General features: G+C 68.0%; 24 protein-coding genes, 1 pseudogene and 1 riboswitch. Of the genes and pseudogenes, 13 read left to right on the top strand and 12 right to left on the bottom strand.

All coding sequences use genetic code 11. The features are described 5' to 3' along the window. Positions 1 to 192: 192 nt before the first annotated feature. On the bottom strand, positions 193 to 858 hold the full coding sequence (locus EHW97_RS13310) for a hypothetical protein (protein ID WP_124237662.1): 666 nt from the start codon (positions 856 to 858) through the stop codon (positions 193 to 195). Between the two features lie 53 nt (positions 859 to 911). Between EHW97_RS13310 and EHW97_RS13305 the strand changes: the two genes are divergently transcribed. The 4 genes from EHW97_RS13305 (at position 912) to EHW97_RS13290 (ending at position 3,645) form a co-directional block, all read left to right on the top strand. Then, a complete protein-coding gene (locus tag EHW97_RS13305; protein ID WP_124237661.1) occupies positions 912 to 2,264 on the top strand; it encodes an FAD-binding oxidoreductase in 1,353 nt (450 codons plus the stop codon). Between the two features lie 29 nt (positions 2,265 to 2,293). Next, complete coding sequence (locus tag EHW97_RS13300; RefSeq protein ID WP_208002047.1) at positions 2,294 to 2,719, top strand: maleylpyruvate isomerase family mycothiol-dependent enzyme; 426 nt, start codon at positions 2,294 to 2,296, stop codon at positions 2,717 to 2,719. 254 nt (positions 2,720 to 2,973) lie between these two features. Further along, positions 2,974 to 3,201 (top strand): FitA-like ribbon-helix-helix domain-containing protein, encoded by a 228-nt coding sequence (locus EHW97_RS13295; RefSeq protein ID WP_208002046.1) that lies wholly within the window; start codon positions 2,974 to 2,976, stop codon positions 3,199 to 3,201. A 36-nt stretch (positions 3,202 to 3,237) separates the two neighbouring features. Further along, entirely contained in the window at positions 3,238 to 3,645 is a 408-nt protein-coding gene (locus EHW97_RS13290) for a type II toxin-antitoxin system VapC family toxin (protein ID WP_124237659.1), read from the top strand. Positions 3,646 to 3,686: 41 nt separating this feature from the next. Here EHW97_RS13290 and EHW97_RS13285 read toward each other — a convergent pair whose 3' ends face one another. Then, on the bottom strand, positions 3,687 to 3,986 hold the full coding sequence (locus tag EHW97_RS13285) for a hypothetical protein (RefSeq protein ID WP_124237658.1): 300 nt from the start codon (positions 3,984 to 3,986) through the stop codon (positions 3,687 to 3,689). 32 nt (positions 3,987 to 4,018) lie between these two features. Further along, positions 4,019 to 4,131, bottom strand: a riboswitch (SAM riboswitch). 117 nt (positions 4,132 to 4,248) lie between these two features. On the opposite strand from EHW97_RS13285, the gene EHW97_RS13280 reads away from it, so the two are divergent. Both EHW97_RS13280 and EHW97_RS13275 read left to right on the top strand, forming a co-directional pair. Next, positions 4,249 to 5,190 carry an alpha/beta hydrolase fold domain-containing protein gene (locus tag EHW97_RS13280; RefSeq protein ID WP_166367509.1) on the top strand — a complete coding sequence of 314 codons (942 nt, stop codon included), beginning with the start codon at positions 4,249 to 4,251 and terminating at the stop codon, positions 5,188 to 5,190. 12 nt (positions 5,191 to 5,202) lie between these two features. Continuing rightward, positions 5,203 to 5,643, top strand: a pseudogene (locus EHW97_RS13275) (SRPBCC family protein); the annotation flags it as partial. Here EHW97_RS13275 and EHW97_RS13270 read toward each other — a convergent pair. Genes EHW97_RS13270 through EHW97_RS13260 form a run of 3 tightly spaced genes read right to left on the bottom strand, consistent with a single transcriptional unit; the run spans position 5,640 to position 7,670 of the window. Beyond that, positions 5,640 to 6,407: an SCO1664 family protein gene (locus tag EHW97_RS13270; protein ID WP_208002043.1), complete on the bottom strand. Its 768-nt coding sequence runs from the start codon at positions 6,405 to 6,407 to the stop codon at positions 5,640 to 5,642. The pseudogene EHW97_RS13275 and the gene EHW97_RS13270 overlap by 4 nt on opposite strands. Next, a complete protein-coding gene (locus EHW97_RS13265) occupies positions 6,404 to 6,952 on the bottom strand; it encodes a DUF3090 domain-containing protein (protein ID WP_124237655.1) in 549 nt (182 codons plus the stop codon). The genes EHW97_RS13270 and EHW97_RS13265 overlap by 4 nt, the downstream gene beginning before the upstream one ends. A 10-nt stretch (positions 6,953 to 6,962) precedes the next feature. Further along, positions 6,963 to 7,670 (bottom strand): histidine phosphatase family protein, encoded by a 708-nt coding sequence (locus EHW97_RS13260; protein WP_124237654.1) that lies wholly within the window; start codon positions 7,668 to 7,670, stop codon positions 6,963 to 6,965. A gap of 98 nt (positions 7,671 to 7,768) precedes the next feature. Between EHW97_RS13260 and EHW97_RS13255 the strand changes: the two genes are divergently transcribed. Then, entirely contained in the window at positions 7,769 to 8,527 is a 759-nt protein-coding gene (locus EHW97_RS13255) for an NgoMIV family type II restriction endonuclease (RefSeq protein ID WP_124237653.1), read from the top strand. 2 nt (positions 8,528 to 8,529) lie between these two features. Here the strand turns inward: EHW97_RS13255 and EHW97_RS13250 are convergent, their stop codons facing one another. Then, complete coding sequence (locus EHW97_RS13250) at positions 8,530 to 9,627, bottom strand: DNA cytosine methyltransferase (protein ID WP_124237652.1); 1,098 nt, start codon at positions 9,625 to 9,627, stop codon at positions 8,530 to 8,532. Between the two features lie 132 nt (positions 9,628 to 9,759). Here EHW97_RS13250 and EHW97_RS13245 point away from each other — a divergent pair, with 132 nt between their 5' ends. From EHW97_RS13245 to mgtE, 4 genes are all read left to right on the top strand, one after another. Continuing rightward, positions 9,760 to 10,140, top strand: coding sequence for a very short patch repair endonuclease (locus tag EHW97_RS13245; protein ID WP_124237651.1), 381 nt, complete (start codon positions 9,760 to 9,762; stop codon positions 10,138 to 10,140). A gap of 114 nt (positions 10,141 to 10,254) precedes the next feature. Continuing rightward, the gene (locus EHW97_RS13240) at positions 10,255 to 10,896 is read left to right on the top strand and encodes a GntR family transcriptional regulator (RefSeq protein ID WP_124237650.1); all 642 of its coding nucleotides are present in this window, start codon (positions 10,255 to 10,257) and stop codon (positions 10,894 to 10,896) included. Then, the gene (locus EHW97_RS13235) at positions 10,893 to 12,152 is read left to right on the top strand and encodes an MFS transporter (RefSeq protein ID WP_208002042.1); all 1,260 of its coding nucleotides are present in this window, start codon (positions 10,893 to 10,895) and stop codon (positions 12,150 to 12,152) included. The genes EHW97_RS13240 and EHW97_RS13235 overlap by 4 nt, the downstream gene beginning before the upstream one ends. A gap of 107 nt (positions 12,153 to 12,259) precedes the next feature. Next, positions 12,260 to 13,606, top strand: coding sequence for a magnesium transporter (gene mgtE, locus EHW97_RS13230; RefSeq protein ID WP_124237666.1), 1,347 nt, complete (start codon positions 12,260 to 12,262; stop codon positions 13,604 to 13,606). Between the two features lie 15 nt (positions 13,607 to 13,621). Here the strand turns inward: mgtE and EHW97_RS13225 are convergent, their stop codons facing one another. From EHW97_RS13225 to gdhA, 3 genes are read right to left on the bottom strand one after another with little or no spacing between them, the layout of a single operon-like run. Further along, positions 13,622 to 14,599 carry an SRPBCC family protein gene (locus EHW97_RS13225; RefSeq protein ID WP_124237649.1) on the bottom strand — a complete coding sequence of 326 codons (978 nt, stop codon included), beginning with the start codon at positions 14,597 to 14,599 and terminating at the stop codon, positions 13,622 to 13,624. An 18-nt stretch (positions 14,600 to 14,617) separates the two neighbouring features. Then, entirely contained in the window at positions 14,618 to 14,962 is a 345-nt protein-coding gene (locus EHW97_RS13220; protein ID WP_124237648.1) for an ArsR/SmtB family transcription factor, read from the bottom strand. Positions 14,963 to 15,011: 49 nt separating this feature from the next. After that, positions 15,012 to 16,349, bottom strand: coding sequence for an NADP-specific glutamate dehydrogenase (gene gdhA / locus EHW97_RS13215; RefSeq protein ID WP_208002040.1), 1,338 nt, complete (start codon positions 16,347 to 16,349; stop codon positions 15,012 to 15,014). 130 nt (positions 16,350 to 16,479) lie between these two features. On the opposite strand from gdhA, the gene EHW97_RS13210 reads away from it, so the two are divergent. Both EHW97_RS13210 and EHW97_RS13200 read left to right on the top strand, forming a co-directional pair. After that, the gene (locus EHW97_RS13210) at positions 16,480 to 16,710 is read left to right on the top strand and encodes a hypothetical protein (RefSeq protein ID WP_124237647.1); all 231 of its coding nucleotides are present in this window, start codon (positions 16,480 to 16,482) and stop codon (positions 16,708 to 16,710) included. A 333-nt stretch (positions 16,711 to 17,043) separates the two neighbouring features. Next, a complete protein-coding gene (locus EHW97_RS13200) occupies positions 17,044 to 17,877 on the top strand; it encodes an alpha/beta hydrolase (RefSeq protein WP_124237646.1) in 834 nt (277 codons plus the stop codon). Between the two features lie 3 nt (positions 17,878 to 17,880). Here EHW97_RS13200 and EHW97_RS13195 read toward each other — a convergent pair whose 3' ends face one another. From EHW97_RS13195 to EHW97_RS13185, 3 genes are all read right to left on the bottom strand, one after another. After that, entirely contained in the window at positions 17,881 to 18,294 is a 414-nt protein-coding gene (locus tag EHW97_RS13195; protein ID WP_124237645.1) for a hypothetical protein, read from the bottom strand. Between the two features lie 51 nt (positions 18,295 to 18,345). Then, the gene (locus EHW97_RS13190; protein WP_208002039.1) at positions 18,346 to 19,227 is read right to left on the bottom strand and encodes a DUF817 domain-containing protein; all 882 of its coding nucleotides are present in this window, start codon (positions 19,225 to 19,227) and stop codon (positions 18,346 to 18,348) included. Positions 19,228 to 19,514: 287 nt separating this feature from the next. Then, positions 19,515 to 21,848, bottom strand: coding sequence for an FdhF/YdeP family oxidoreductase (locus tag EHW97_RS13185; RefSeq protein ID WP_124237644.1), 2,334 nt, complete (start codon positions 21,846 to 21,848; stop codon positions 19,515 to 19,517). Positions 21,849 to 21,853: the final 5 nt, after the last annotated feature.

Raw genomic sequence — 21,853 nt, 5'->3', positions numbered from 1 at the left:
CTCGGTCGGGTACTTGCTGGGTCGTGCCATGAGAGTGATCCTTCCAATGAATCAGCTCTCCGGACACGCCGGGACGGTTCAACGACGCCACAGCTCACTCGGCGGACTCCCACCCATCAGCCGACTGCAACCAACCTGATGGCCAAGTACAGCTAGGAACCTCGACTCGCTGTGGGATGGCGCAGGTGAGTCCTAGTCATCCAAGGCGTCCGAGCGTCGGCGGTCGGGGTTCTTCTCGAGTCCGGCCTGCTGCTCGTCGGCGCGGCGTTTGATGCGGCCCATGCCGGGGAGCTTGCCGAGCATGTCGCCGAGTTCCTGGATGAGGTCGAGCATGTCGTGGATGTCCGGCGCAATGGTCTGAAGGTTGGCCAACATCGGGATGACTTCGGTCTCGACCCTCTCGAGCAGGTGCGGCAGGTGGTCGATCAGGCCGACGAGCGCGTCCACCTCCTTCGTGTCCGTGGTTGTCGACAGGCGGTCGAGCATGGGCTGCAGGCGCTCCAGTGGTGGCGCGAAGAGATCGATGAGACGCTCGGTGCGCTTGATGGTCGGCTCGACGCTGCCGACGGTGCCGGCCGTGCGCACCACGATCGCGTTGGCGGAGTCGACGGTCTCGCTCGAACGGCGGACGATCTCGTCGGCATCGGCGGCGGTCTTGTCGGCGCGCTCGATGACCTCGACGGTCCTCGCATGAGTGGCCTCGACGTCGTCCAGCAGAGCCGAAATGCGTGCCACCAGCACCTCGGCCTCTTCCAGCAGCGCGAGGGCGCGGGGGAGCGCCGTGACCAGGGCCTCGACGAGGGCGGGGCCGCGAGCGGCGAGCGACAGGGCGTCGCGAGGGTCCGGGATCAGGCGCACCTTGTCAATCTAGCGAGCGCAGCGCCGCGGCGCGTGCTGAGAGAATGATTCGGATGGATACCGCACTGCCGCTTTCGTTCCGTGATCTTCCCCAGGGCGTGGTGATCGACGACCCCGACCTGCTCCCGTCCTACGCACGCGATCAGTCGCGGTTCACCGACTCCACGACACCTATCGCGGTGCTGGCGCCGCGCACCACGGACGAGGTCGCCGCGTGCGTTCGCGCGTGCCATGAGGCGAAGCTCGCCGTCGTCACCCGTGGCGCGGGCACTGGGCTCAGTGGCGGCGCGAATGCGGTCGAGAACGGCGTCGTGCTGTCGCTGCACCGCATGAACCAGATCCTCTCCATCGACCCGGTCGAGCGTCTCGCCGTCGTGCAGCCGGGCGTCAACACGGCGGAGTTGCGCGCGGCGGTCGCCGAGCAGGGGCTGATGTACCCGCCGGACCCGGGCTCGGTCGCCTCGTGCTCGATCGGCGGCAACGTCGCGACCAACGCCGGCGGGATGTGCTGTGTGAAGTACGGCGTCACCCGAGACTTCGTGGAGGAACTCGAGGTCGTGCTCGCCGACGGGCGGGTCATGCGCACCGGCACGCGGACGGTGAAGGGCGTCGCCGGCTACGACCTCACCTCACTGTTCGTCGGCTCGGAAGGCACCCTCGGCGTCGTCACCGAGATCGTCGTGCGTCTCGTGCCGGCACCGCGACCACCGCTGACGCTCGTCGCCACCTTCGACGACCTGGCCTCGGCCGGCGCGGCGGTCAGCGCGATCACCGCCGCAGGCCTCGCACTGTCCGCCGTCGAGATCCTCGACCGCACCACGCTGCAGGCCGTCGACGCCATGACGCACATGGGTCTCGGCGATGCCGCCGCGATGCTGCTGGTCCAGGCCGACTCGGACGACGCCGCATCCCTCCTCGTCGAGGTCGAGAAGCTGGCCGCGGCGGCGGGAGCTGTCGACATCGCCGTCAGTGAGGACCCGGAGGAGGCCGCCATGCTCATGGAGGCTCGCCGCCTCGCGCTGCCCGCGCTGGAACGGCTCGGCGAGTGGCTGCTCGACGACGTCTGCGTCCCGCGCAGCCGCGTCGTCGAGCTGATCGCCGCGGTCGAGGACATCGCCGCTGACACGGGCCTGACCATCGGCGTGTTCGGCCACGCGGGCGACGGCAACCTGCACCCCACGCTCATCTTCGATGAGGCCTCACGCGACGCCGCGCTCAAGGCGTTCGACCGGATCACTGAGGCCGCGCTCGCGCTCGGCGGCACCATCACGGGCGAGCACGGCGTCGGCCGGTTGAAGGCTGACTGGCTCACCCGCGAACTCGACCCCGTCGCCCTCGAACTTCAGCGCGCGCTCCGCCGCACCTTCGACCCCGAAGGTCTACTCAACCCGGGCGCGCAGCTCTAGGGTGTGTCGAAAGCACCCGAGGAGGGCTGATGGCCGACACCGTGATGCCGCTCGTCGCGGCCGAGTGTCAGCGCCTCCACGACGCGCTCGCGCCGCTGAGCGAGGACACCTGGCAGACCCTGTCGCTGTGTGAAGGTTGGACGATCCGGCACGTCATCGCCCACGTGACCATGCCCGCCCGGAACGGGCCCGAGGAGTTCGGCGCCGAACTCGCCGCCGCGCAGTTCGACTTCGGCGCCCTGTCCAACCGCATCGCCGACCGCGACTCCGCTCTGCCCGTCCCGGAACTCCTTCAAGACCTCGCCAGCGACATACTCGCACAATGGACGACTCCCGCGGGCGGCCCGATCGGGTCCCTCAGCCACGTCGTCATCCACGGCCTCGACGTGACCGTGCCATTGGTCTGGGATGCGTCGCGAACGACGAGGCGCTCCGCCTCGTGCTGGACAACCTGACCGCCGGCGGTACCTACCGCAACTTCGGTACCAGCCTCGACCATAGGCTCGTCGCCGACGATCTCGACTGGGAGTTCGGCTCCGGGCCGGTCCTGTCAGCACCGGCGTACCGCCTCGTCCTTCAACTCGCGGGTCGCAGGACACGAGACTGAAGCACCGGCGGCCGAGGGCTGGTCGCTCCATGGCGCGTGATCGATCATGAGCTCGTCGATCATCCGAGTCATATCGTGGTATCGATATCGGAGGTGGTCATGGTGGAACAGATCCTGATCCGCAATCTTCCCGCGGGAACCAAGGCCGCGCTCAAAGCGCGTGCCGAACAGCACCGACGATCGCTCGAGGCCGAAGCGCGCGCGATCCTCGCGGATGCGCTGGCCCGTGAGCCTCTGACTCTCGTGGACTTGCTGGCGGGCGATGAGGGAGCTGAGATCGACTTCGAGCCCGAACGGCTCGGACTGACTGCCCACGCCCCCGAGTTGTGACGTCACGCGAACGGGAGGGGTGGCGGTGAGTATGTCCTGGATACCAACGTGGTCTCTGCGTTGCGGGTCCGCGGACGCAACCCATCGGTCGAAGCCTGGGCATCGTCGGTGCCGGTAGTTGACCAGTTCGTGACCGCCACGACGATCAGCGAGCTTGAATGTGGCGTGATCGCCAAGGAACGGTCTGACCCAGCGCAAGGCGTGGTCCTGCGCCGGTGGTTCGAGGAGCGAGTCCTGCCGGCTTTCGCCGATCGGGTGCTGCCGTTCGACCTGGCGGCAGTTCGCATCCTGGCGACCTACCGCGTCCCCGATCACGCGCCGCTGGACGATGCGCTCATCGGCGCGGTCGCTCAATCGAACGGCATGACCGTTGTCACCCGCAACGTCCGGCACCTCGAGCCCCTGGGCGTCGACTGCCTGAACCCGTGGAGCGAAGGTTCGTGAAGCTCGACCGCTGCGGGGAAGCTTGAAAGCCCTAGTGCGGCTCAGCTGGTTGTCACGGTTCCGTCCTCCCACTCGACGGCGAAGTCGGTCGCGTCTGTGAAGTGCACGGTCTTCACTCGGACGTCGCACCTCGGCGGGCCGCCGGCCGTGCTTCGCACGACGATTCCTGCCGCTTTCCAGACCTCCATGAGGTCGTTCCAGGTGCGGCCGGGGAAGTGTGTGGCCACGTACGTGTCCGTCAGGCCGCGGCCTACGGGAATGAAGTGTCCGTAGTGCAGCAGGTCGTCGATCTGGCGGGCCGAGCGGTGGTCGGCGTAGTGGTTCCAGCGGTGATCGGTCATGTGTCGCTCCCTGAAGGGTCAGGGGCACGAGGTGCCCGGTGTGACGGCATCGACCGATGCCGCCGGGTCTTCTCCGGAGGGCACCGTGTCGGGCGACCCGGTTGCCGGCCATCACTGTCCGGAGGCGTGGATGGCTCTCTTGACCCACAACGCACGCTACGCAGTCCCACCGACACATCACAGCGAGGCGCACCACCCCGTCGCCCGCGGCGCGGCCGGTGATCGGGTGTCAGAACCAGCGAGACCCGGCAGACTCGACCCCGTGATCTCCTGGGGCGTCGACGACCGACCTGCCACCTGGCGTGCCCGCGTCTACATGTTGGGCATGCGCATCGCCCGCGACAAGCAGGCGTTCGAGGGGGAGGAGCACACGCTGCAGGTCGCGCGCCAGCGGCAGCAGTCCGGGAACTGTCCTCCCACCCGCCTCACGCGCCTGCTGACCGACGTGCGCGAGACGCGCCGCGACGGCATGACGGTGTGGACGGTTCGCCCACGTGTGATGCGCCCGGTCGCGCGCGTCTTCTACGTCCACGGCGGCGGGTACGTCCATCCGCTCACCGCCGACTACTGGCACCTGGTCCGCGATCTGGCTCGGGCCGGGATCGAGGTCGTGGTGCCCGCGTATCCGCTGGCTCCCGACGCCACCGTGGACGGCGTGCTCCCGAGGCTCCAGCAGCTTGCCGTGGAGTCGCTGGGTGATCTGCCGACCGTGCTCATGGGCGACTCAGCCGGCGGCGCGCTCGTCCTCGTGCTCGCCCAGCGCCTGCGCGACGAGGCAGGCCCACGACCGGACGGGGTCGTCATGCTCTCGCCGTGGTTGGACGCCACCCTCGACGAGGACGCCGTCGCCGGGCTCGAAGCCAGTGATCCGATGCTCGCGGAATCAGGACTGCGCGCCGCAGGACGGTGGTGGGCAGGGTCGCGCAGCCCGGCGGACCCGCTGGTGAGTCCGGTCAACGGCGAACTGCACGATCTTCCGCCGCTCGACCTTTTCATCGGGGACCAGGACATCCTGCGGCCGGCGGTCGACGACCTCGTCGCGAAGGCCCGAGACCAGGACGCTGACCTGCGAGTGCACGAGGTCCGCGCGATGTTCCACGTCTGGATGACCCGACGCATCCCTGAGGCACGACGCACCCGCCGCGCGCTCGCCCGGATCGTGCGCGAGCGCGCTAGGGCCGCCGCCGGGCTCGCCACGACCTGACACTTCGAGCAGCGGGTGACCGTGAACGCACCGGCCGCGGACGTCTGGGCGCGGGTCGTCACGCCCGAAGGCATCAACCACGAGATGCGCCCCGTGATGACGATGACCCTGCCGCGCAAAGCCCGCGGCATCACGATCGACTCGATCCGGGTCGGCCAACCGGTCGGACGCGCACTGCTTCGCCTCGGCGGACTGATCCCGTTCGACTACGACGACCTCGTCGTGGTCGAGCTCGAGCCCGGGCGCCGATTCCGCGAGGAGTCGACGATGCTGAGCATGCGCGCGTGGGTCCATGACCGCACGGTCGAGCCCGCCGGCGAGCGCACCGTCGTCACGGACCGGATCGGGTTCGAACCTCGCCTCCCGCTGCGCCTCGCCGGACCGCTGCTGAAGGGGGTCCTCCAGGCGTTCTTCGCCCATCGGCACCGGCGGCTGCGCCGGTACTTCGGTTAGAACGGGGGCCAGGGGACGGGTGGCATGTCGCCCTCGGGCGCCGGGAACACGCCCTCGTCGAGCAGACGGTCCACCCGCGCCAGCAGCGCCCCGAGTTCGGGCGCCTCGAGCAGCTCGGCCAGCTGCGCGGCGAGTTCACCGTTGAGCGCGTCGCGCACCCGGCGCACGCCCGCCAGTTCCTCGTCGGTCAGCGGCTCGTCGATCCACCCCCACAGCACCGTGCGCAGCTTCGGCTCGACGTGGAACGTGAGTCCGTGGTCGACGCCGAATCGGTGCCCGTCCGGCATCGCCAACACGTGCCCGCCCTTGCGGTCCGCGTTGTTGGCGACGACGTCGAGCACCGCCATCCGACGCAGCGCAGGGGAGTCCTCGTGCAGTACCGACACCGGGTTCTCCTCCGCGTCGACGCCGTCCAGCACGTGTCGCCAACCGCGCTCGGGGATCTGGTCGGCGGGCACGACGGTCACCGGGTCCTGTCCCGGATCGATCTCCTGCCAGACCTGGAGCATCCCGGTGCCGTGCGGGCCCTCGCCGAGCCACGTTGGCGGCACGAGGTTCCACCCCGTCGCCTCCGACACGAGGTACGTCGCGACCTCCCGATGCGCCAGGACCGCCCCGGGGAAGTCCCACAGCGGGCGCTCGCCGGCGACCGGCTTGTACACGACCGCGGTCTCGCCGATGCGCCCGTAGAACGTCGCGTTCGAGGCGGGGAGGATGCGGCCCTCGAGCACCAACTCGCCCTCGGGCACGGTCTCGACAGTCACAGGAAGTCGTCGGTCGCCGGGCAGATGTGGCCTTCAGGGTCCATCGGGTTGAGGCACAGCGGGCAGTACGGCCGCCCCGCGAGCACGACTTCCCGGGCGCGCTTGGCAAAGGACCGTGCGGCGCCCACCGGGATGCGCACCTGCAGCACCTCCGGCGACTCCTCCGGGTTCGGCTCCTCGTCCGGCTCGCCCTCGACGAGCGGATGGGCCTCGATGACCACCTGCGCGGTGCTCGGATCCCAACCCAGCGTCATCATCCCGACGCGGAACTGCTCGACGACCGGCGAGTCCAGCGGATCATCGTCGTCCAACCCCTCGGGAGCGCGCGCCGGGATGCTCGCCGGATTGCCCTCGATCGACATCAGCTCGTCGAGCAATTCGTCCATCCGGTCGGCGAGGACGGCCGACTGTTCCTTCTCCAGGCCCACGCTCACGACCCGATCGCCGTCGCGGACCTGCAGGTAGAACGTGCGCTGGCCGGGACGTCCGACCGTGCCGACCACGAATCGGTCCGGCCAGTCGAAGTCGTGCACCACAGTCGCCATGTCGTCCATGCTAGGAGCGTCGCCCCGCCGGTGCTGCGGGACCGGCGCCTCCGCCCACGGCGGCGTCAGCGGTAGCCTGCGCCGCGCGCAACCAGGAGAGGTCGCCGGCCGACGTGTTCGTCGCGACGACGTCGGGACGCGCCTGGCCGTACCGCACGATCGACACCGACGCGGGGTCGACGTGCAGCCGCTGGAACAGATCGAGATGCATGCCGAGCGCGTCGGCGAGGATCGACTTGATGACGTCGCCGTGCGACACCGCCGCCCACACCGCCGTCGGCCCGTGCTCGGCCTCCACCTCGGCATCGATCCGCCGAATCGCCTCGACCGCGCGGGCCTGCATCGCCAGCAGCGACTCGCCCTCGGGGAAGACCGCCGCGGACGGCTGCGACTGCACCACCTTCCACAGCGGCTCGTTGGCCAACTCCTTCAGCGGCCGTCCCTGCCACGTGCCGTAGGCGCATTCGGTGATGCGCTCGTCCACGACGGGCACGATCGGCTGATCCTGCCGCTCGAGGATCGCCTGGGTCGTCTCCCGGCAACGCTCCAGCGGACTGGTGACCACGCGGACCAGCGGCACCTCGGCGAGCCGGGCTCCCATGCGTGAGGCTTGTTCAACGCCGGTGTCGTCCAGATGCACGTCGGGGGAGCGGCCGGCGAGGATGCCGGCGTCGTTGGCGGTGGTGCGCCCGTGCCGGACGAGCAGAACGATGGCCATGCCGCGAGCCTAGCGGGGCCAACGGCTACGCAAAGTGTTCGGATTCCTATCCGCGTATGCAGTAGGTTTCGCTCGCCGTATTGGGTTAACGTGCAGGCGTGACTGCGCCCTTCGCGAACGCCCTTCTTGGCTGGAAGACGAGCAAGGGGAGGCTGGTGCCTAACACGGCCGATACCGCGAGCAGCATGTCCATGCGGCTCGCGGCGGCGGTTCTTGAGAACCTGGGAGTGGAAGCCGCCGAAAGCCCGCTGCTCCCGAAAGACCCCGGGTCAGCACTCGAGCAGATGACTCGAAAGGATCTTCAGCAAGAACTTCTAGAGCTCGCGCCTGAACGTGCTTGGGATGTGCACTGCGGAGTTCTCATCAGTCGCTTCCAGCAATATCGGCACCTCGACGCCCTTGATCAGCTGGTGCGCAATCAGCCGGCACTTCGAGTCACCATTGGAACCGATTACATGATCAAACCCGACGTGACGGTTGGCATTTCCCGGCATCGTTTGATGGATCGGGCAGCCGACCCAGCTCCTTTTTTGCACGCCGTGATCTCGTGTAAGTGGACCATTCGCTCAGACCGCGTACAGAACATTCGCCACGAGTTCGGACAGATGATCCGCCACCGACGGGGTCGCCAACCCCACCTGGTGACCCTAACGGCGGAGCCGCTTCCTACGCGGCTAGCTTCCATTGCCAGAGGTACGGGAGAAGTCGATGCAACGTACCATGTGGCATTCGATGCGCTTGCTGAGGCAGTTCGAAGCGCAGGGAATCAGGAGCAACGGAATGCGTGGAATGAGTGTGTTGCTCAAGGGCGTCTGAAACCGTATGACGAGCTCGCGCCGACCCTGGCAGCTTGGTGATCTTACTCGACGAGAGGTTTGATCTGTCGGGCAATGGCTTGAGCAAGGCCGCAAGGCACGGCGTTTCCAATTTGCTTCGCTATTGCTGTCTTCGGGCCGACCCAAAGGAAGTCGCGAGGAAAATCCTGAATCAAGCTAGCCTCATAATGCGTGATGACCCGATTCACTCGCCGGCTTGGGTCGCTCTCCCATTGGGGGTGGAGATACGCGCCTTTCTCCGGCTTGAAGAACTCGGTTCGGATCGTAAGGGAGGGGGCATCCCAGCGCATTCGGCCCATCACGTCGGTCGTTCCTGTGGGCTTCTCTCGCCAGCAGCGGGGCAGGAGTTTCTCAGGGATATCGAAACGCCCGCCTCCCGGGGGGACGGAATCGTACCGCGCGATCGATAGAGGTCGGGGATTTCTCCCGAAGTGAATGTCCAAGCTCTTGTAGACCCCGGGCATCCGCTCGCCGAAAAATTCTGTCCAAGAAGCTGGCAGATCGGTGGTCGAAGGGACTTCGGGCAGTCCGTAGATGGCATCGCGGACTGTACGCCAAGGAAGGAGTTTCGATCCCGGCTGAGGGTCCTTGGTATGCGTGGGTGAAGGAAGATCGATCTTGCCCACTCGCGAGCCGATTAGGATTGTCCTTCGGCGCCGCTGACTTACCCCGAAGTCCGCAGCGTTCAGTACTCCGTACGAAACATCATAATCCTTGAGAATGCCCCCTTCTACTTCCGCGAGCAGCATTTGGAATTCGGGTGACTTGCTGAAGCGGTCGACGTTCTCGATGACGAAGACCTTCGGCTTCGAATGCTTGATGAATCGCATGTACTCGCGCCAGAGCTGATTGCGCGGATCGTCCAGTCGTTTCAGCCCAAGGTTCGAGAAGCCTTGGCACGGCGGACCCCCAATGACGACGTCCGCGGGCGGAATCTCCTCGTCGGCGACCTCTCCGATGTCCTCGGCGCGGACGATCTCCTCGCCGAAGTTGGCAGCGTAGGTTGCGGCTGCATACCTGTCCCACTCCACAGCGAGCACGGAGGAGAAGCCTTCTTGATGAAAGCCGACAGTCATGCCTCCGCATCCAGCGAAGAGGTCGATTACAGTGGGACTCGCCATGTGTAGAAGGGTACGCCGGTGCACTGACAGTCCTGGTATCAACGCGCTGCGATCGCCGCATGCTGTGCGCTGGGTTGGTGGCGATGCGGCTTGACCAGGTCCTGGGCTTCTTCTCCTGGCGTACGCAAAGGGATGCAGGGAAACAAGAGGCGCGACACTAGTCCGGAATGGGCTGTCCGTCGCCGGGTGCATGCGATGGGCCTTCGCTACCGAGTCGACGCCCGGCCGCTGTCATGGCTCAATCGACGCGCGGATTTGGTGTTCGTTGCCGCCAAGGTGGCGGTGTTCATTGATGGTTGCTTCTGGCATGGCTGTCCTGAGCATCACACGGCCGCAAGAACGAACGCCGAGTACTGGGCCAGTAAGGTCCGACAGAACCGAGCTCGCGACGTTGAGACCGACCGTCTACTCGTCGAGGCCGGCTGGAAGGTGGTGCGAGTTTGGGAGCACGAGGAGCCGACTACTGTAGCCGAGCGGGTAGCAGCCGAGGTTAGAGCTAGGCGGCGTCTATGAAGCGCCAGGGCTTCTAACTGGTGCGTTGTGGGCGCGAGGGGCTCAAGCTTGTCTCTGCTCCAGCAAAAGGCGTCCGACCGATCTCCGCGGACGTCATAGATGCATCATGTATCTATGAAGTTGGAGACGGAGTCGGCGACCGAGCGAGCGTACCGGCACGTGAAGGCGCGGCTGCTGGACGGGAGCCTGCCCGGTGGAAGCATGACGAGCGAGGGCGAGATCTCCGCGGAGATCGGGCTCAGCCGCACCCCGGTCCGTGAGGCGTTCCTGCGGCTCGAGGCCGAGGGGCTCCTTCGTCTCTACCCCAAGCGTGGCGCGTTGGTGGTGCCGGTCAGCCCGGCCGAGGCCGACGACGTCATCGAAGCCCGGCTGCTCGTGGAGACGCACGCCGGACGACGGGCGGCGGCGCTGCCGGACGCGCAGCACCGCCGCCTCGTCGAGCTCCTGCGCGACATCGTCACGGCCCAGGAGTCGGCGGTCGAGGACGGCGACCTCGGCGGGTACGCCGTGCTCGACGCCCGCTTCCACCAGGAGATCGTGGTGGCCGTCGGCAACGAGGTGCTGCGGACGTTCTCGGTCGGCCTCCGCGAGCGCCAGCAGCGGATGATCGCGCACAGCGTCCGCTGGGACGCGAGCCACGTCGCGCGCTTCGTCGAGGGCCATCGGTCACTCCTCGACGCCCTCGAACGACGCGACGGCGACGCCTATGCCGACCTCCTCGTGCAGCACCTCGAGGATGCGCGGGCCGGCCTGTGAGCGAACGGACGGAAGAACACCTGCCCGCCACCCGCGTCGATGCGCGGTCCTGGTGGCCCGTCGCCGGCGTCATGCTGGCCGCAGCCTGGGGCGGCAACGAGTTCACCCCGCTGCTGGTCATGTATCGCGAGGTCAGCGGACTGTCCGACGTCACCGTCGACGCGCTCCTCGCCGCGTACGTCTTCGGCATCGTCCCGGCACTCCTGCTCGGCGGACCCCTGTCGGACCGCTACGGACGGCGGCCGCTCCTCCTGCCCGCAGCGCCGATCTCCCTGATCGGCTCCCTGGTCCTGGCGATGGGGGAGCAGTCCGCCGTCGTCCTCGCCCTCGGACGGGTGCTCTGCGGCGTCGCGCTCGGACTCGTCATGGCGGTAGGGACGACCTGGGTCAAGGAGCTCAGCGACATCGCGGCTCGCGCCGGCGCCGACATCGACGCGTCCGCAGGAGCACGTCGCGCCGGGCTCGCCCTCACGTTCGGCTTCCTCATCGGCGCCGGCGTCGCAGCCGCGCTCGCCCAGTGGGGCCCGTGGCCGACTCACAGCGCCTACGCCCTCCACGCCCTTCTCGCGCTCGCCACCGGGCTGTGGCTGTTGCGCGTACCGGAGACGCGGCCGCGTGAATCCGCGCCCACGCAACGCCTCCTCGACGACCTCAAGGTCCCGGCCATCGCCCACCGTCGGTTCCTGCGCGTCGTCGTGCCGGTCGCGCCGTGGGTGTTCGGCACGGCTGCCTCGGCCTACGCGATCATGCCGGCGCTGATGATGGAGCAGGCCGGAGACCGGGCGATCGCGTTCGCCGGCGCGCTCACCGTCGTCGGTCTCGGCTGCGGTGTCGGCATCCAGGTGCTCGGCCGGATCATCGACACCCAGCACAGCGCCCGCGCCTCGGTCATCGCGATGAGCCTGGTGACGGTCGGCATGGGCATCGGCGCCCTCGCTGCCACCCGGCTGGACTTCCCGACAGTGTTCCTCGCCGCGATCGTCCTCGGCGCCGGGTACGGGCTCGCGCTCGTCGCGAGCCTGAGTGAAGTGCAGCGCATCGCCCGCCCGGACGACCTCGCCGGCCTGACCGCCGTCTACTACTCGCTGACGTATATCGGGTTCTTCGCTCCGGTGGTGCTCGCCGCCCTCTCGGTGCGCTGGACCTACCCGCAGATGTTCCTCGGAGGGCTGGTCATCGCGCTCGTCTGCCTGCTCACCGTGGCCTTCGCCTGGCGAGCCCACCTTCCGACGGGAGAGCCAGACCGCGAGGTCTGATCCCGCTGGCCGAGAGCGACGGCCCGAAGAACTAGGGTGCAAGAGACCCTCGGCAGGCCGCGCGGGTCCTCCTTCCCCTCCGAACAGAGGAGTCGATCGTGTCCACCATGGCGCAGGACCTTCCGTTCGACGTCGAGACCGTCCGGTCTTTGCTCGGCCAGCAGGACTTGGCCCGGCTGGCGCAACTGGTGCGCGAGCAGACGGGCGAGCGCGTCGTGGGCGTCCTCAAGGAACTGCCCATCGACGAGGCGACGATCCTGTTCCGGCTGCTGGAGAAGACGCCCGCAGTCAAGGTGTTCGACCGTCTCGATCCAGGCTTGCAGGCGCACCTGGTCAGCGAGCTCGCCGACGAGCACATCGCCGCGGTCATCGGCGACCTCGACCCCGAAGAGCAGGCGAGGCTGCTCGACGAGGTGCCGGCGAAGGTCGCCAAGCGCATGCTCGCCACGCTCGGTCCGGAGCGCACGAGCGCGGCGATGACTCTGCTCGGCTACGCTCCCGACTCCATCGGACGGCGCATGTCGGCGGTGGCGGTGCACGCCCGCCCCGAGGAGACCCTCGGCGACGTCCGCGAGCGCATCTGCGCGTTCACCGGCGCGTCTGAGGAGGTCGCCTCGATCCCCGTCATGTCCGCCCATCGGCGGCTCATGGGGATGATCGACGTGACCGAGCTCCTGCGGCACCCCGACGAGACACTCGTCGCCGAGGTAATGGCGGCGCCGCTGTTCGCCACCACGAGCGATGACAGAGAGCTGGTGGCGCGGCGGACCCTCGACACGGGCGCCACGGTGATGCCGATCGTCGACCGCGAGGACCGGCTCGTGGGCATCCTGCCGATCAAGGACGCCGCCCGCATCGATCGCGAGGCCATCGCCCAGGACCAGGCCCGCGCCGGAGCGAGCGAACCGCTGGCTCGGCCCTACCTCGTCACTCCCGTCCTGGCACTGACACGCGCGAGGGTCGTGTGGCTCCTCGTCCTGGCGCTGTCCGGTGTCCTGACGGTCAACGTGCTCGAGATCTTCGAGGCCGCATTGTCCGAGCAGGTCGCTCTCGCCCTGTTCATCCCGCTGCTGACCGGCATCGGCGGCAACACCGGCTCGCAGGCGGCCACCACCGTCACCCGTGCCCTCTCGCTGGGCGAAGTACGGAAACGCGACGTTCTCCGTGTGGCCTTCAAGGAGGTGCGAACCGGGCTGTTGCTCGGGTTGCTCCTGGCGGTGCTCGCCTTCACGGCCGCCTCGGCGGTCTACGGGCTCGGCATCGGCTCGGTGGTCGCGCTCACCCTGGCCATCAACTGCCCGATCGCGGCGACGGTCGGCGGGGTCATCCCGCTGGTGGCTCGCGCCTGCAGGGTCGACCCCGCCGTGTTCTCTACGCCGTTCATCTCCACGTTCTGCGACGCAAGCGGACTGCTGATCTACTTCACGGTCGCCTTGACCGTACTCGGCGTCTGAACTCGCCCGTTCCCGTCACACGGACGCGAGAACGTCCGACTCGAGCCGTGCGTAGCTGCGCTCCATGCCGTCGGTCATGCCGGTGGCGAGGACGGTGTCGCGCAGTTCGGCGTTCGGGTAGGTGATGACGAGCGAGAGGAGCGTGCCACCCTCGATCGGTGTCAACGTCATCTCGTTGACGACGCCCGGCCCCTCCATGCCGATCATCCGCTCGGTGGTGACGATCCGATGCGGAGGCTCGGACTCGAGCAGTTCACCCGTGAAGCCGAAGCGGTTCTCGCCGTCGACGCTCTCCCACTCGTACCGGTAGGACTCGCCGACTTTGTCCGCGACCTCGCACACCGGCATCGTCCAGCCGTCCGGGCCGAGCTGCCAGCGCTGAAGCAGCTCCGGCTCGTGATGGGCACGCCACACCTGTTCGATGTCGCCGCGGATGATGCGGCTCACCCGCACCAGGGTGTCGCTGAGGATCTGCGTCTCGGTTCCGCGTCCGGCGGCGAACGAGGCGAGGTCGGCCAGCACCTCGTCGATCTGGCCCATCGCGGCACGCATGCCGTCCTCCATGCCCATGCCGACGAGCTGCTCGAGTTCCTCGACCGAGTTGAAGTGCGTCGTGGTGATCAACCGCGAACCCCGGTCCGTCTCCTCGAACGTGAAGACCATCCGCATCGAGGGCATGTCCGGGTTGGGTGAGCCGTCGTCGGTGGCGAAGCCGTCGCGCACCTCGAAGGACCGGAGCGGGTCGACGGAGAGGAACTCCCAGAATCCCGCGGACTTCTCGCCGTCCGGGCCGGTCATGTAGTAGTCCGAGCGGCCACCGGGGGCGACGTCGTGGCGGGTGAAGGTGGCGGGCCACTCGGGCGGGCCCCAGAACTTCTCGATCTGCCGGGGATCGACGTACGCGTCCCACAGGCGGCGGACCGGGACCCCGAAGTCGGCGACCACGGTCAGGGTCAGATTCTCGGGGCTCTTCTCGACGGAGGTGATGGGCATGGTGAGACCTTTCTGATGTCAGTCGTCCTCGAGCAGTGCGTCGAGACGCGCGACGCGACCGCGCCAGATCCGCTCGTACTCGTCGAGCAGGGCCTGCGCCCGTCGCAGCGTCTCGGGATTGCCATGGACGAGCCGCTCGCGGCCCTGGGGTTGCTTGGTCACCAGGCCTGCCCCTTCGAGGACCGCGACGTGCTTCTGCACGGCCGCGAACGACATGTCGTAGGTGGCGGCCAGTTGCGACACGCTCGCCGGACCGGTGAGGGTGCGGCGCACGATGTCGCGACGGGTCGCGTCGGCGAGGGCCCGGAAGATCCGATCCACCTCGTCATCGGAGAGAGCGATGCGCTCGCTACGTACAACCATTTGGTTGTACGTTAGACCGCGCAGAGCGCGGGGTCAGGAGGGGGCTTCCTCAGACCACTCCGAGGGCGAGCATGGCGTTCGCGACCTGCGTGAAGCCGGCGATGTTGGCGCCGGCCACGTAGTTGCCCTCGACGCCGTACTCATCGGCCGTCTCGAGGCAGCGGTCGTGGATGCCGCGCATGATCTCGCCCAGTCGCTCCTCGGTGTGCTCGAAGCTCCACGAGTCGCGCGAGGCGTTCTGCTGCATCTCCAGGGCGCTCGTCGCCACGCCGCCGGCGTTGGCCGCCTTGCCGGGGGCGAACGTCACGCCCGCCTCGGTGAACGCGCGGACCGCGTCCGGCGTGCACGGCATGTTGGCGCCTTCGGCGACGATGCGGCAGCCGTTCTGCACCAGCACCTTGGCCGACGAGCCGTCGAGCTCGTTCTGCGTGGCGCACGGGAGGGCGATCTCGCACGGGACGTCCCACACCGAGCCGTTCGCGATGAAGCGAGCCTCGGGGCGCGTGTCGGCGTACTCGGAGATGCGGGCGCGCTTGACCTCCTTGAGCTCCTTCACGAGTTCGAGATCGATGCCGTTCTCGTCGACCACGTAACCGGAGGAGTCCGAGCAGGCGATGACGGTTCCGCCGAGCTGAGCGACCTTCTCCATCGCGTAGATGGCGACGTTGCCAGAACCGGACACGACGACCTTCTTGCCGTCGAACGAGTCGCCGCGGCTGCGCAGGATCTCGTCGACGAAGAAGACGGTGCCGTAACCGGTGGCTTCGGTCCGCACCTGCGATCCGCCCCACGTCAGACCCTTGCCGGTGAGCACGCCGGACTCGTACCGGTTGGTGATGCGCTTGTACTGGCCGAAGAGGTAGCCGATCTCGCGGCCGCCCACGCCGATGTCGCCGGCGGGCACATCGGTGTACTCGCCGATGTGACGGTAGAGCTCGGTCATGAAGGACTGGCAGAAACGCATGACCTCGCCCTCGGAACGGCCCTTGGGGTCGAAGTCCGAGCCGCCCTTCCCGCCGCCGATCGGCAGGCCGGTCAGCGAGTTCTTGAAGATCTGCTCGAAGCCGAGGAACTTGACGATGCCGAGGTAGACCGAGGGGTGGAACCGCAGACCGCCCTTGTAGGGGCCGAGGGCCGAGCTGAACTCGACGCGGAAGCCGCGGTTGACCTGCACCTGGCCGGAGTCGTCGACCCACGGCACACGGAAGATGATCTGGCGCTCGGGCTCGCACATGCGGCGGATGACCTCGGCGTCGGTGTACTCGGGGTGTTTGTCGACGACCGGTCCGAGACTGTCGAGGACCTCGTGGACGGACTGGTGGAACTCGGTCTCGCCGGGGTTGCGGCGCAGCACCTCGTCGTAGATGTCCCGGAGAGTGTCCTTCACGCGGTTGCCTCTTTCCTTCATCGCCTTACTCACGTACGTGGCCTGCGACACGGTGGGAGGCCACCTCAGCGATCGTACGGCGTGCCTTCGCGCGGCGACGGCCGGGTGTTGCCTGTGTGACCATCGAGGCATGTCCGACAGCGACGACGTGCTGGATGCCGGGGAGGCGATCGCTCGACTCGAGCGTTGGGAGGCGCACGGTGGTGCGTGGCAGTTGCTCGACGACGGGGCGAGCACGGGACGCGCGCGCGTCGCGCTGTTGCGGTGCGACGGCGGCGAGGAGGTCGGCCGCCTTGCGAGCGACGACGCGCAGTTCCGGCACTGGCTGGCGTCGAGGGAGAAGATCGGGGGCGACGGGTAGAACTCGTCAGGTGCACGGTGCGCCGCTCAGCTTTCGGCCACCTGTGGCCCCGTGGGGCGTGCCCGAAGGGCCACAACTGGACACGAGTCGGAAGACGGCCGTCGCGGCTTCCGGATGGTGAGATGGCGAGCTCCGGTCACCAGATGTGGTCGCTTGTACGTCACCTCGCGCCACTCGGGTCACCTGAAACCGACCACATCTCGGGAAGGGCGACGCCTGCTGCTCACCGGCGGAAGCGCTCTTCCGTGCCGACGCGGACGACTGCGGCTGCGCGCACGGGTGCGGGTGCTGCTGACGACGCGCCCGTCCCGCTGACGATGCCACGATGGAACCATGAACGCGATCGCCCGCCGTAGTGCGCGCATCGCGGGTGCCGTCGTCGTGATCGGAGGGCTGTTCGTGGGGCTGCTGTGGGCGATCCAACGCTCGCTCATCTACGTGCCGGACACGTCGTCGGTCGGACCGGCCGACGACGTAATGCCCGGCGCCCGCGACCTCACCCTCACGACGAGCGACGGACTCGACCTCACCGCCTGGCTGGTGCCGCCGGCTCCCGAGACCGACCGCGACATCGCGGTGCTCTACGCGCCCGGCAACGGTGGCAACCGGGCCGGCCGCGTCACGATCGCCGCCGAGCTCGCCGACCGCGGGTTCACCGTCCTGTTGCTCGACTACCGCGGCTATGGCGGCAACCCCGGCAGCCCCTCCGAGGAAGGCCTCGCCGCCGACGCGCTCTCCGCCGCCGACGCGCTTGAGGCCGAGGGTTTCGAGCCGGCCCGCACGATCTATCTTGGCGAGTCGATCGGCACGGGCGTCGTGGCCCGGCTGCAGAGTGTCCGACCGCCGGCCGGCGTGCTCCTGCGGTCGCCGTTCCCGGAGTTCACCGACGTTGCCGCCCACCACTACCCGTTCGTGCCGGTGCGTCAGCTGTTACGCGACCGGTTTCCGAGCGTCGATCACCTGCGCGAGAGCACGGTGCCCGTCACCGTCGTCTACGGCACGGCGGACACGATCGTTCCGCCCGAGCTCAGCCGCCACGTCGCTGAGGAGACCGGCAACCTCGTCGAAGAAGTGCCGCTCGAGGGGGTCGCCCACAACGACGCTGCCATGTTCGGTGCGCCGGTCGCTGACGCGGCCGAACGTCTCGCCGACCACGTCACCCGATAACGCTCAGCCGACGAGCACGTCCGCGGGAACGACGCCGACCGTCTCGTCGGTGGCGAAGAACATCGGCCATGCGACGAAGGACGCCGCACTGAACGCCTCGTGCACGTTCCGGCACCACGCATCGTCATCGGCGCGTGACGGAGGCCGGCCGGGCCGGCCCCACATGCTCGCAGCCGAGCCACCCGGAGCAACGTGCTCGAGGACCCGCTCGATGCTCCAGGTCAGGTTGCCGAGATGCTCCGGGTCGGGACGCGGCGGATTCTCCGTGATGTCGAGTACCGACGGCAGCAAGACACCCTCGGCATCGATCATCACGACGAACAGGGACGGCTCGCTGAAGCCGATCGGATGGGCGATGGCCTCCCACACGGCGGCCAGATCCGCGAGGTCGTGGACAGGTCGGTTGAGTGCTTCCATCCCCACACGGTCGCGCGGTGCTACGACACCGTCGAACGCGTTTCCACAGGCCTAGCGCCGGGCGCGCGGTTCGACCGGCTTGTAGACCCAGGCGACCATCACGACGGAGATGATCATGAGGAGGAACCAGGCGACGAGCTTGCTGAGCGGGACCACGTGCCAATCGTCGACCTGGCCCGGATAGAGCCACGCGCCGCTGGCTGTTCCGATGTTCTCCGCCACCCAGATGAAGAACGCGACGCCGACGAATGCGACGAGGATGGGCATCCGGTGCACGCCGCGGAACACGCGAAAGTGCATCACCGTCCGGGCGTACAGCGCGATGACCGCGGCGACCAGCAGCCAGCGGATGTCGAGCGTGTAGTGGTGCGAGAAGAAGTTGACGTAGACCAGCACCGCGACGATGGCGGTGGCCCACCGCGGCGGATAGCGCACGAACGTCAGGTCGAACAGCCGGTAGACCCGCACGAGATAGGAACCGACGGCCGCGTACATGAAGCCGGTGTAGAGCGGCACCGCGCCGATGTGCAGCACGCCGTCACCGGGGTACTCCCACGAGCCGACGTTCGTCTTGAAGATCTCCATGACGGTGTCGACGACATGGAACATCACGATGACGAGCAGCTCACGCCCCGTCTCGAGCTTCGCCACCACCATGACGATCTGGATCGCCACCGCGGCGAGAACCAGAGCGTCGTTGCGGGCGAGCGCCGCGTCGTCGGGATACCACAGGCGCGCGACGACGAGGATCGCCAGCATCGCCGCGCCGAACACGCACGCCCACGCCTGCTTCGCGCCGAAGACCAGGAACTCCACGAGCTTCGCGCGAGCGCCTCCCGCGGGCGCGTCGGCGAGCAGCGCGTTCGCCCACCGGTGGAGCCGCAGCTCGACGGCGGTCAGTTCGAACGGCTCCTTCGCCGGCCCCTGATGCACGCGGCCAGGCTAGAGGATGGGGCGGAGGAGTCGGGGGACCTGCGCACTCGACGAGGTCGCTACGCCCTCGGGTGGTCTCGCTCCGTGGCGCGGGTGGTCTCGCTCCGTGGCGGCTACGCCCTCTTTGCCACGGCTCCATGGCGGCTGGTTCCTCGCCGCTACTCGACCATCGACATGCGCCGTTGGTGGTCGAGTAGGAGGTCGCTCAGCGACGGACGTATCGAGACCTCGGCACGTCACCGTTGCGGCTCGTTCCTCGCCGCTACTCGACGACCTGAGGGGACGCGTCAGGAGAATTGGCTGGGGTGCCACTGGACCTTGTGATCGTCGTCGGCGCGGACGGCCTCCTGGCTGCTGTCGGCCAGCCGCGGCTGAGCCGTACCGGCAGGAACGAGCCGCACGACCACCGACTTCGATGTCGGGGTGTTGGAACCCTTGGCGGTCGAGTCGAGCGGCACGAGAGCGTTCGTCTCCGGGTAGTACGCCGCCGCCGAACCACGCGGCGTGTCGTACTCGACGATGCGGAAGCCCTCGGCCACCCGCTCCACGTCGTCGCCCTCCCAGTGGGTCACCAGATCGACGAGGTCGTCCGGGTCGAAACCCAGCTGAGCGATGTCCTCGCGGTGCACGAAGACGACGCGCCGGCCGCCGTTGACGCCGCGGTAGCGGTCGTCGAGCCCGTAGATCGTCGTGTTGAACTGGTCGTGGCTGCGCATCGTCTGCAGCAGCAGATGACCGTCCGGCACCTGCAGCGCCTCGATCGGTGACACGGCGAACTCCGCCTTGCCGCTGCCGGTGGCGAAGGTGCGCGAGTCTCGCGGACCGTGAGGAAGGACGAAGCCGCCCTGCCGCTTCGCACGCCGAGAGTAGTCCTCGCAGCCGGGGACGACGCGCGAGATGTGCTCGCGGATCAGGTCGTAGTCCTCGGCCATCTCGCGCCACCGGATGCCGTGCCGGTCGCCGAGGGTGGCCTCCGCGATGCCTGCGATGATCGCGACCTCACTGCGCAGATAGGGGCTCGCGGGCTCGAGCGGCCCATGCGACGAGCGGATGACGCACGCCGAATCCTCGACGGTGACGACCTGCTCGCCGGTGCCGCGGACGTCCTTCTCCGTGCGACCGAGGGTCGGCAGGATGAGCGCGGTCTCACCCGTCACCAGGTGGGATCGGTTGATCTTGGTGGACACCTGAACGGTCAGCTTCGCCTTGCGCATCGCGGCCTTGGTGACCGCCGTGTCGGGCGTCGCGTCGACGAAGTTGCCGCCGAGTCCCATGAAGAACGACGCTTTGCCGTCGCGCAGCGCCCGGATGGAGTCGACGGTGTCGTAGCCGTGCTCGCGCGGGGGATCGAAGCCGAACTCCTTCTGCAGGGCGTCGAGGAACGACGCCGGCGGGCGCTCCCAGATGCCCATCGTGCGGTCGCCCTGGACGTTGGAGTGGCCGCGCACGGGGAACAGGCCTGCGCCGCGCTTGCCGATGTCGCCGCGCGCGAACGCGAGGTTCGCCAGTTCGCGGATGATGTTGACCGAGTTGCGGTGCTGTGTCAGGCCCATCGCCCAGCAGTAGATCGTGGCTGAGGAGTCGCGGATCATCTCCGCGGCCTGGGTGATCTGACCGAGGCTCAGGCCGCTGGTCTGCTCGACGTAGTCCCAGTCGACCTCGCGGATGTGCGCGGCCCACTCCTCGAATCCCTGGGTGTACTGCTCGATGAACTCGCGGTCGATCGCGTCCCACTCCAGCAGCAGCGATCCGATGCCCTGGAACAGCGCGAGGTCTCCGTTGATCCGCACGGGAAGGTGGAGATCGGCCATCTCGGTGCCGGGGCCGACGACGCCGCGGGCGTTCTGCGGGTTGTGGAACCGCACGAGCCCGGCCTCGCGCAGCGGGTTGATCGCGATGATCTTGGCGCCCCGCTTCTTGGCGACCTCGAGTGCGGAGAGCATCCGCGGGTGGTTGCTGCCCGGGTTCTGACCGGCGATGACGATGAGGTCGGCGTTGTAGACGTCGTTGATCGTGACGCTGGCCTTGCCGATGCCGATCGCGTCGGCGAGTGCGACGCTCGTCGACTCGTGGCACATGTTCGAGCAGTCCGGCATGTTGTTGGTGCCGTAGGCCCGCGCGAAGAGCTGGTAGAGGAACGCGGCCTCGTTCGACGTGCGGCCGGAGGTGTAGAAGATCGCCTCACTCGGGTCGATGGACCGCAGGTGCTCGGCGATGAGGGCGAAGGCGTCGTCCCAGTCGATCGGCTCGTAGTACTCGCCGCCGGGCCGCTTGATCATCGGGTGGGTGATGCGGCCCTGCTTGCCCAGCCACAGCTCGGTCTGCCGGTCCAGATCGGCGATCGAGTGGCGTGCGAAGAATTGCGGAGTGGCACGATCGGTGATCGCCTCCTCGGCCACCGCCTTGACGCCGTTCTCACAGAACTCGGCGACGTGCCGGTGCTCCGGGTCGGGCCACCCGCACCCCATGCAGTCGAAGCCGTCCTTCTGATTCAGCTTCAGCAGCGTCTTGGTCGAGCGCGTCGCACCCATGTGCGTCAACGCGCGCTTCATCGCGACGGCCACGGCGGGTACGCCGGCTGCCGACTTCTTCTGTCCGGTCACCTCGACATCGCGCTCCATGGACC

This window comes from Aeromicrobium camelliae, assembly GCF_003850045.1.
GTDB classification, from domain to species: Bacteria; Actinomycetota; Actinomycetes; order Propionibacteriales; family Nocardioidaceae; genus Aeromicrobium; species Aeromicrobium camelliae.
The sequence above is the reverse complement of the archived record's forward strand: the minus strand, read 5'-3'. Positions and strand labels throughout refer to the sequence as shown.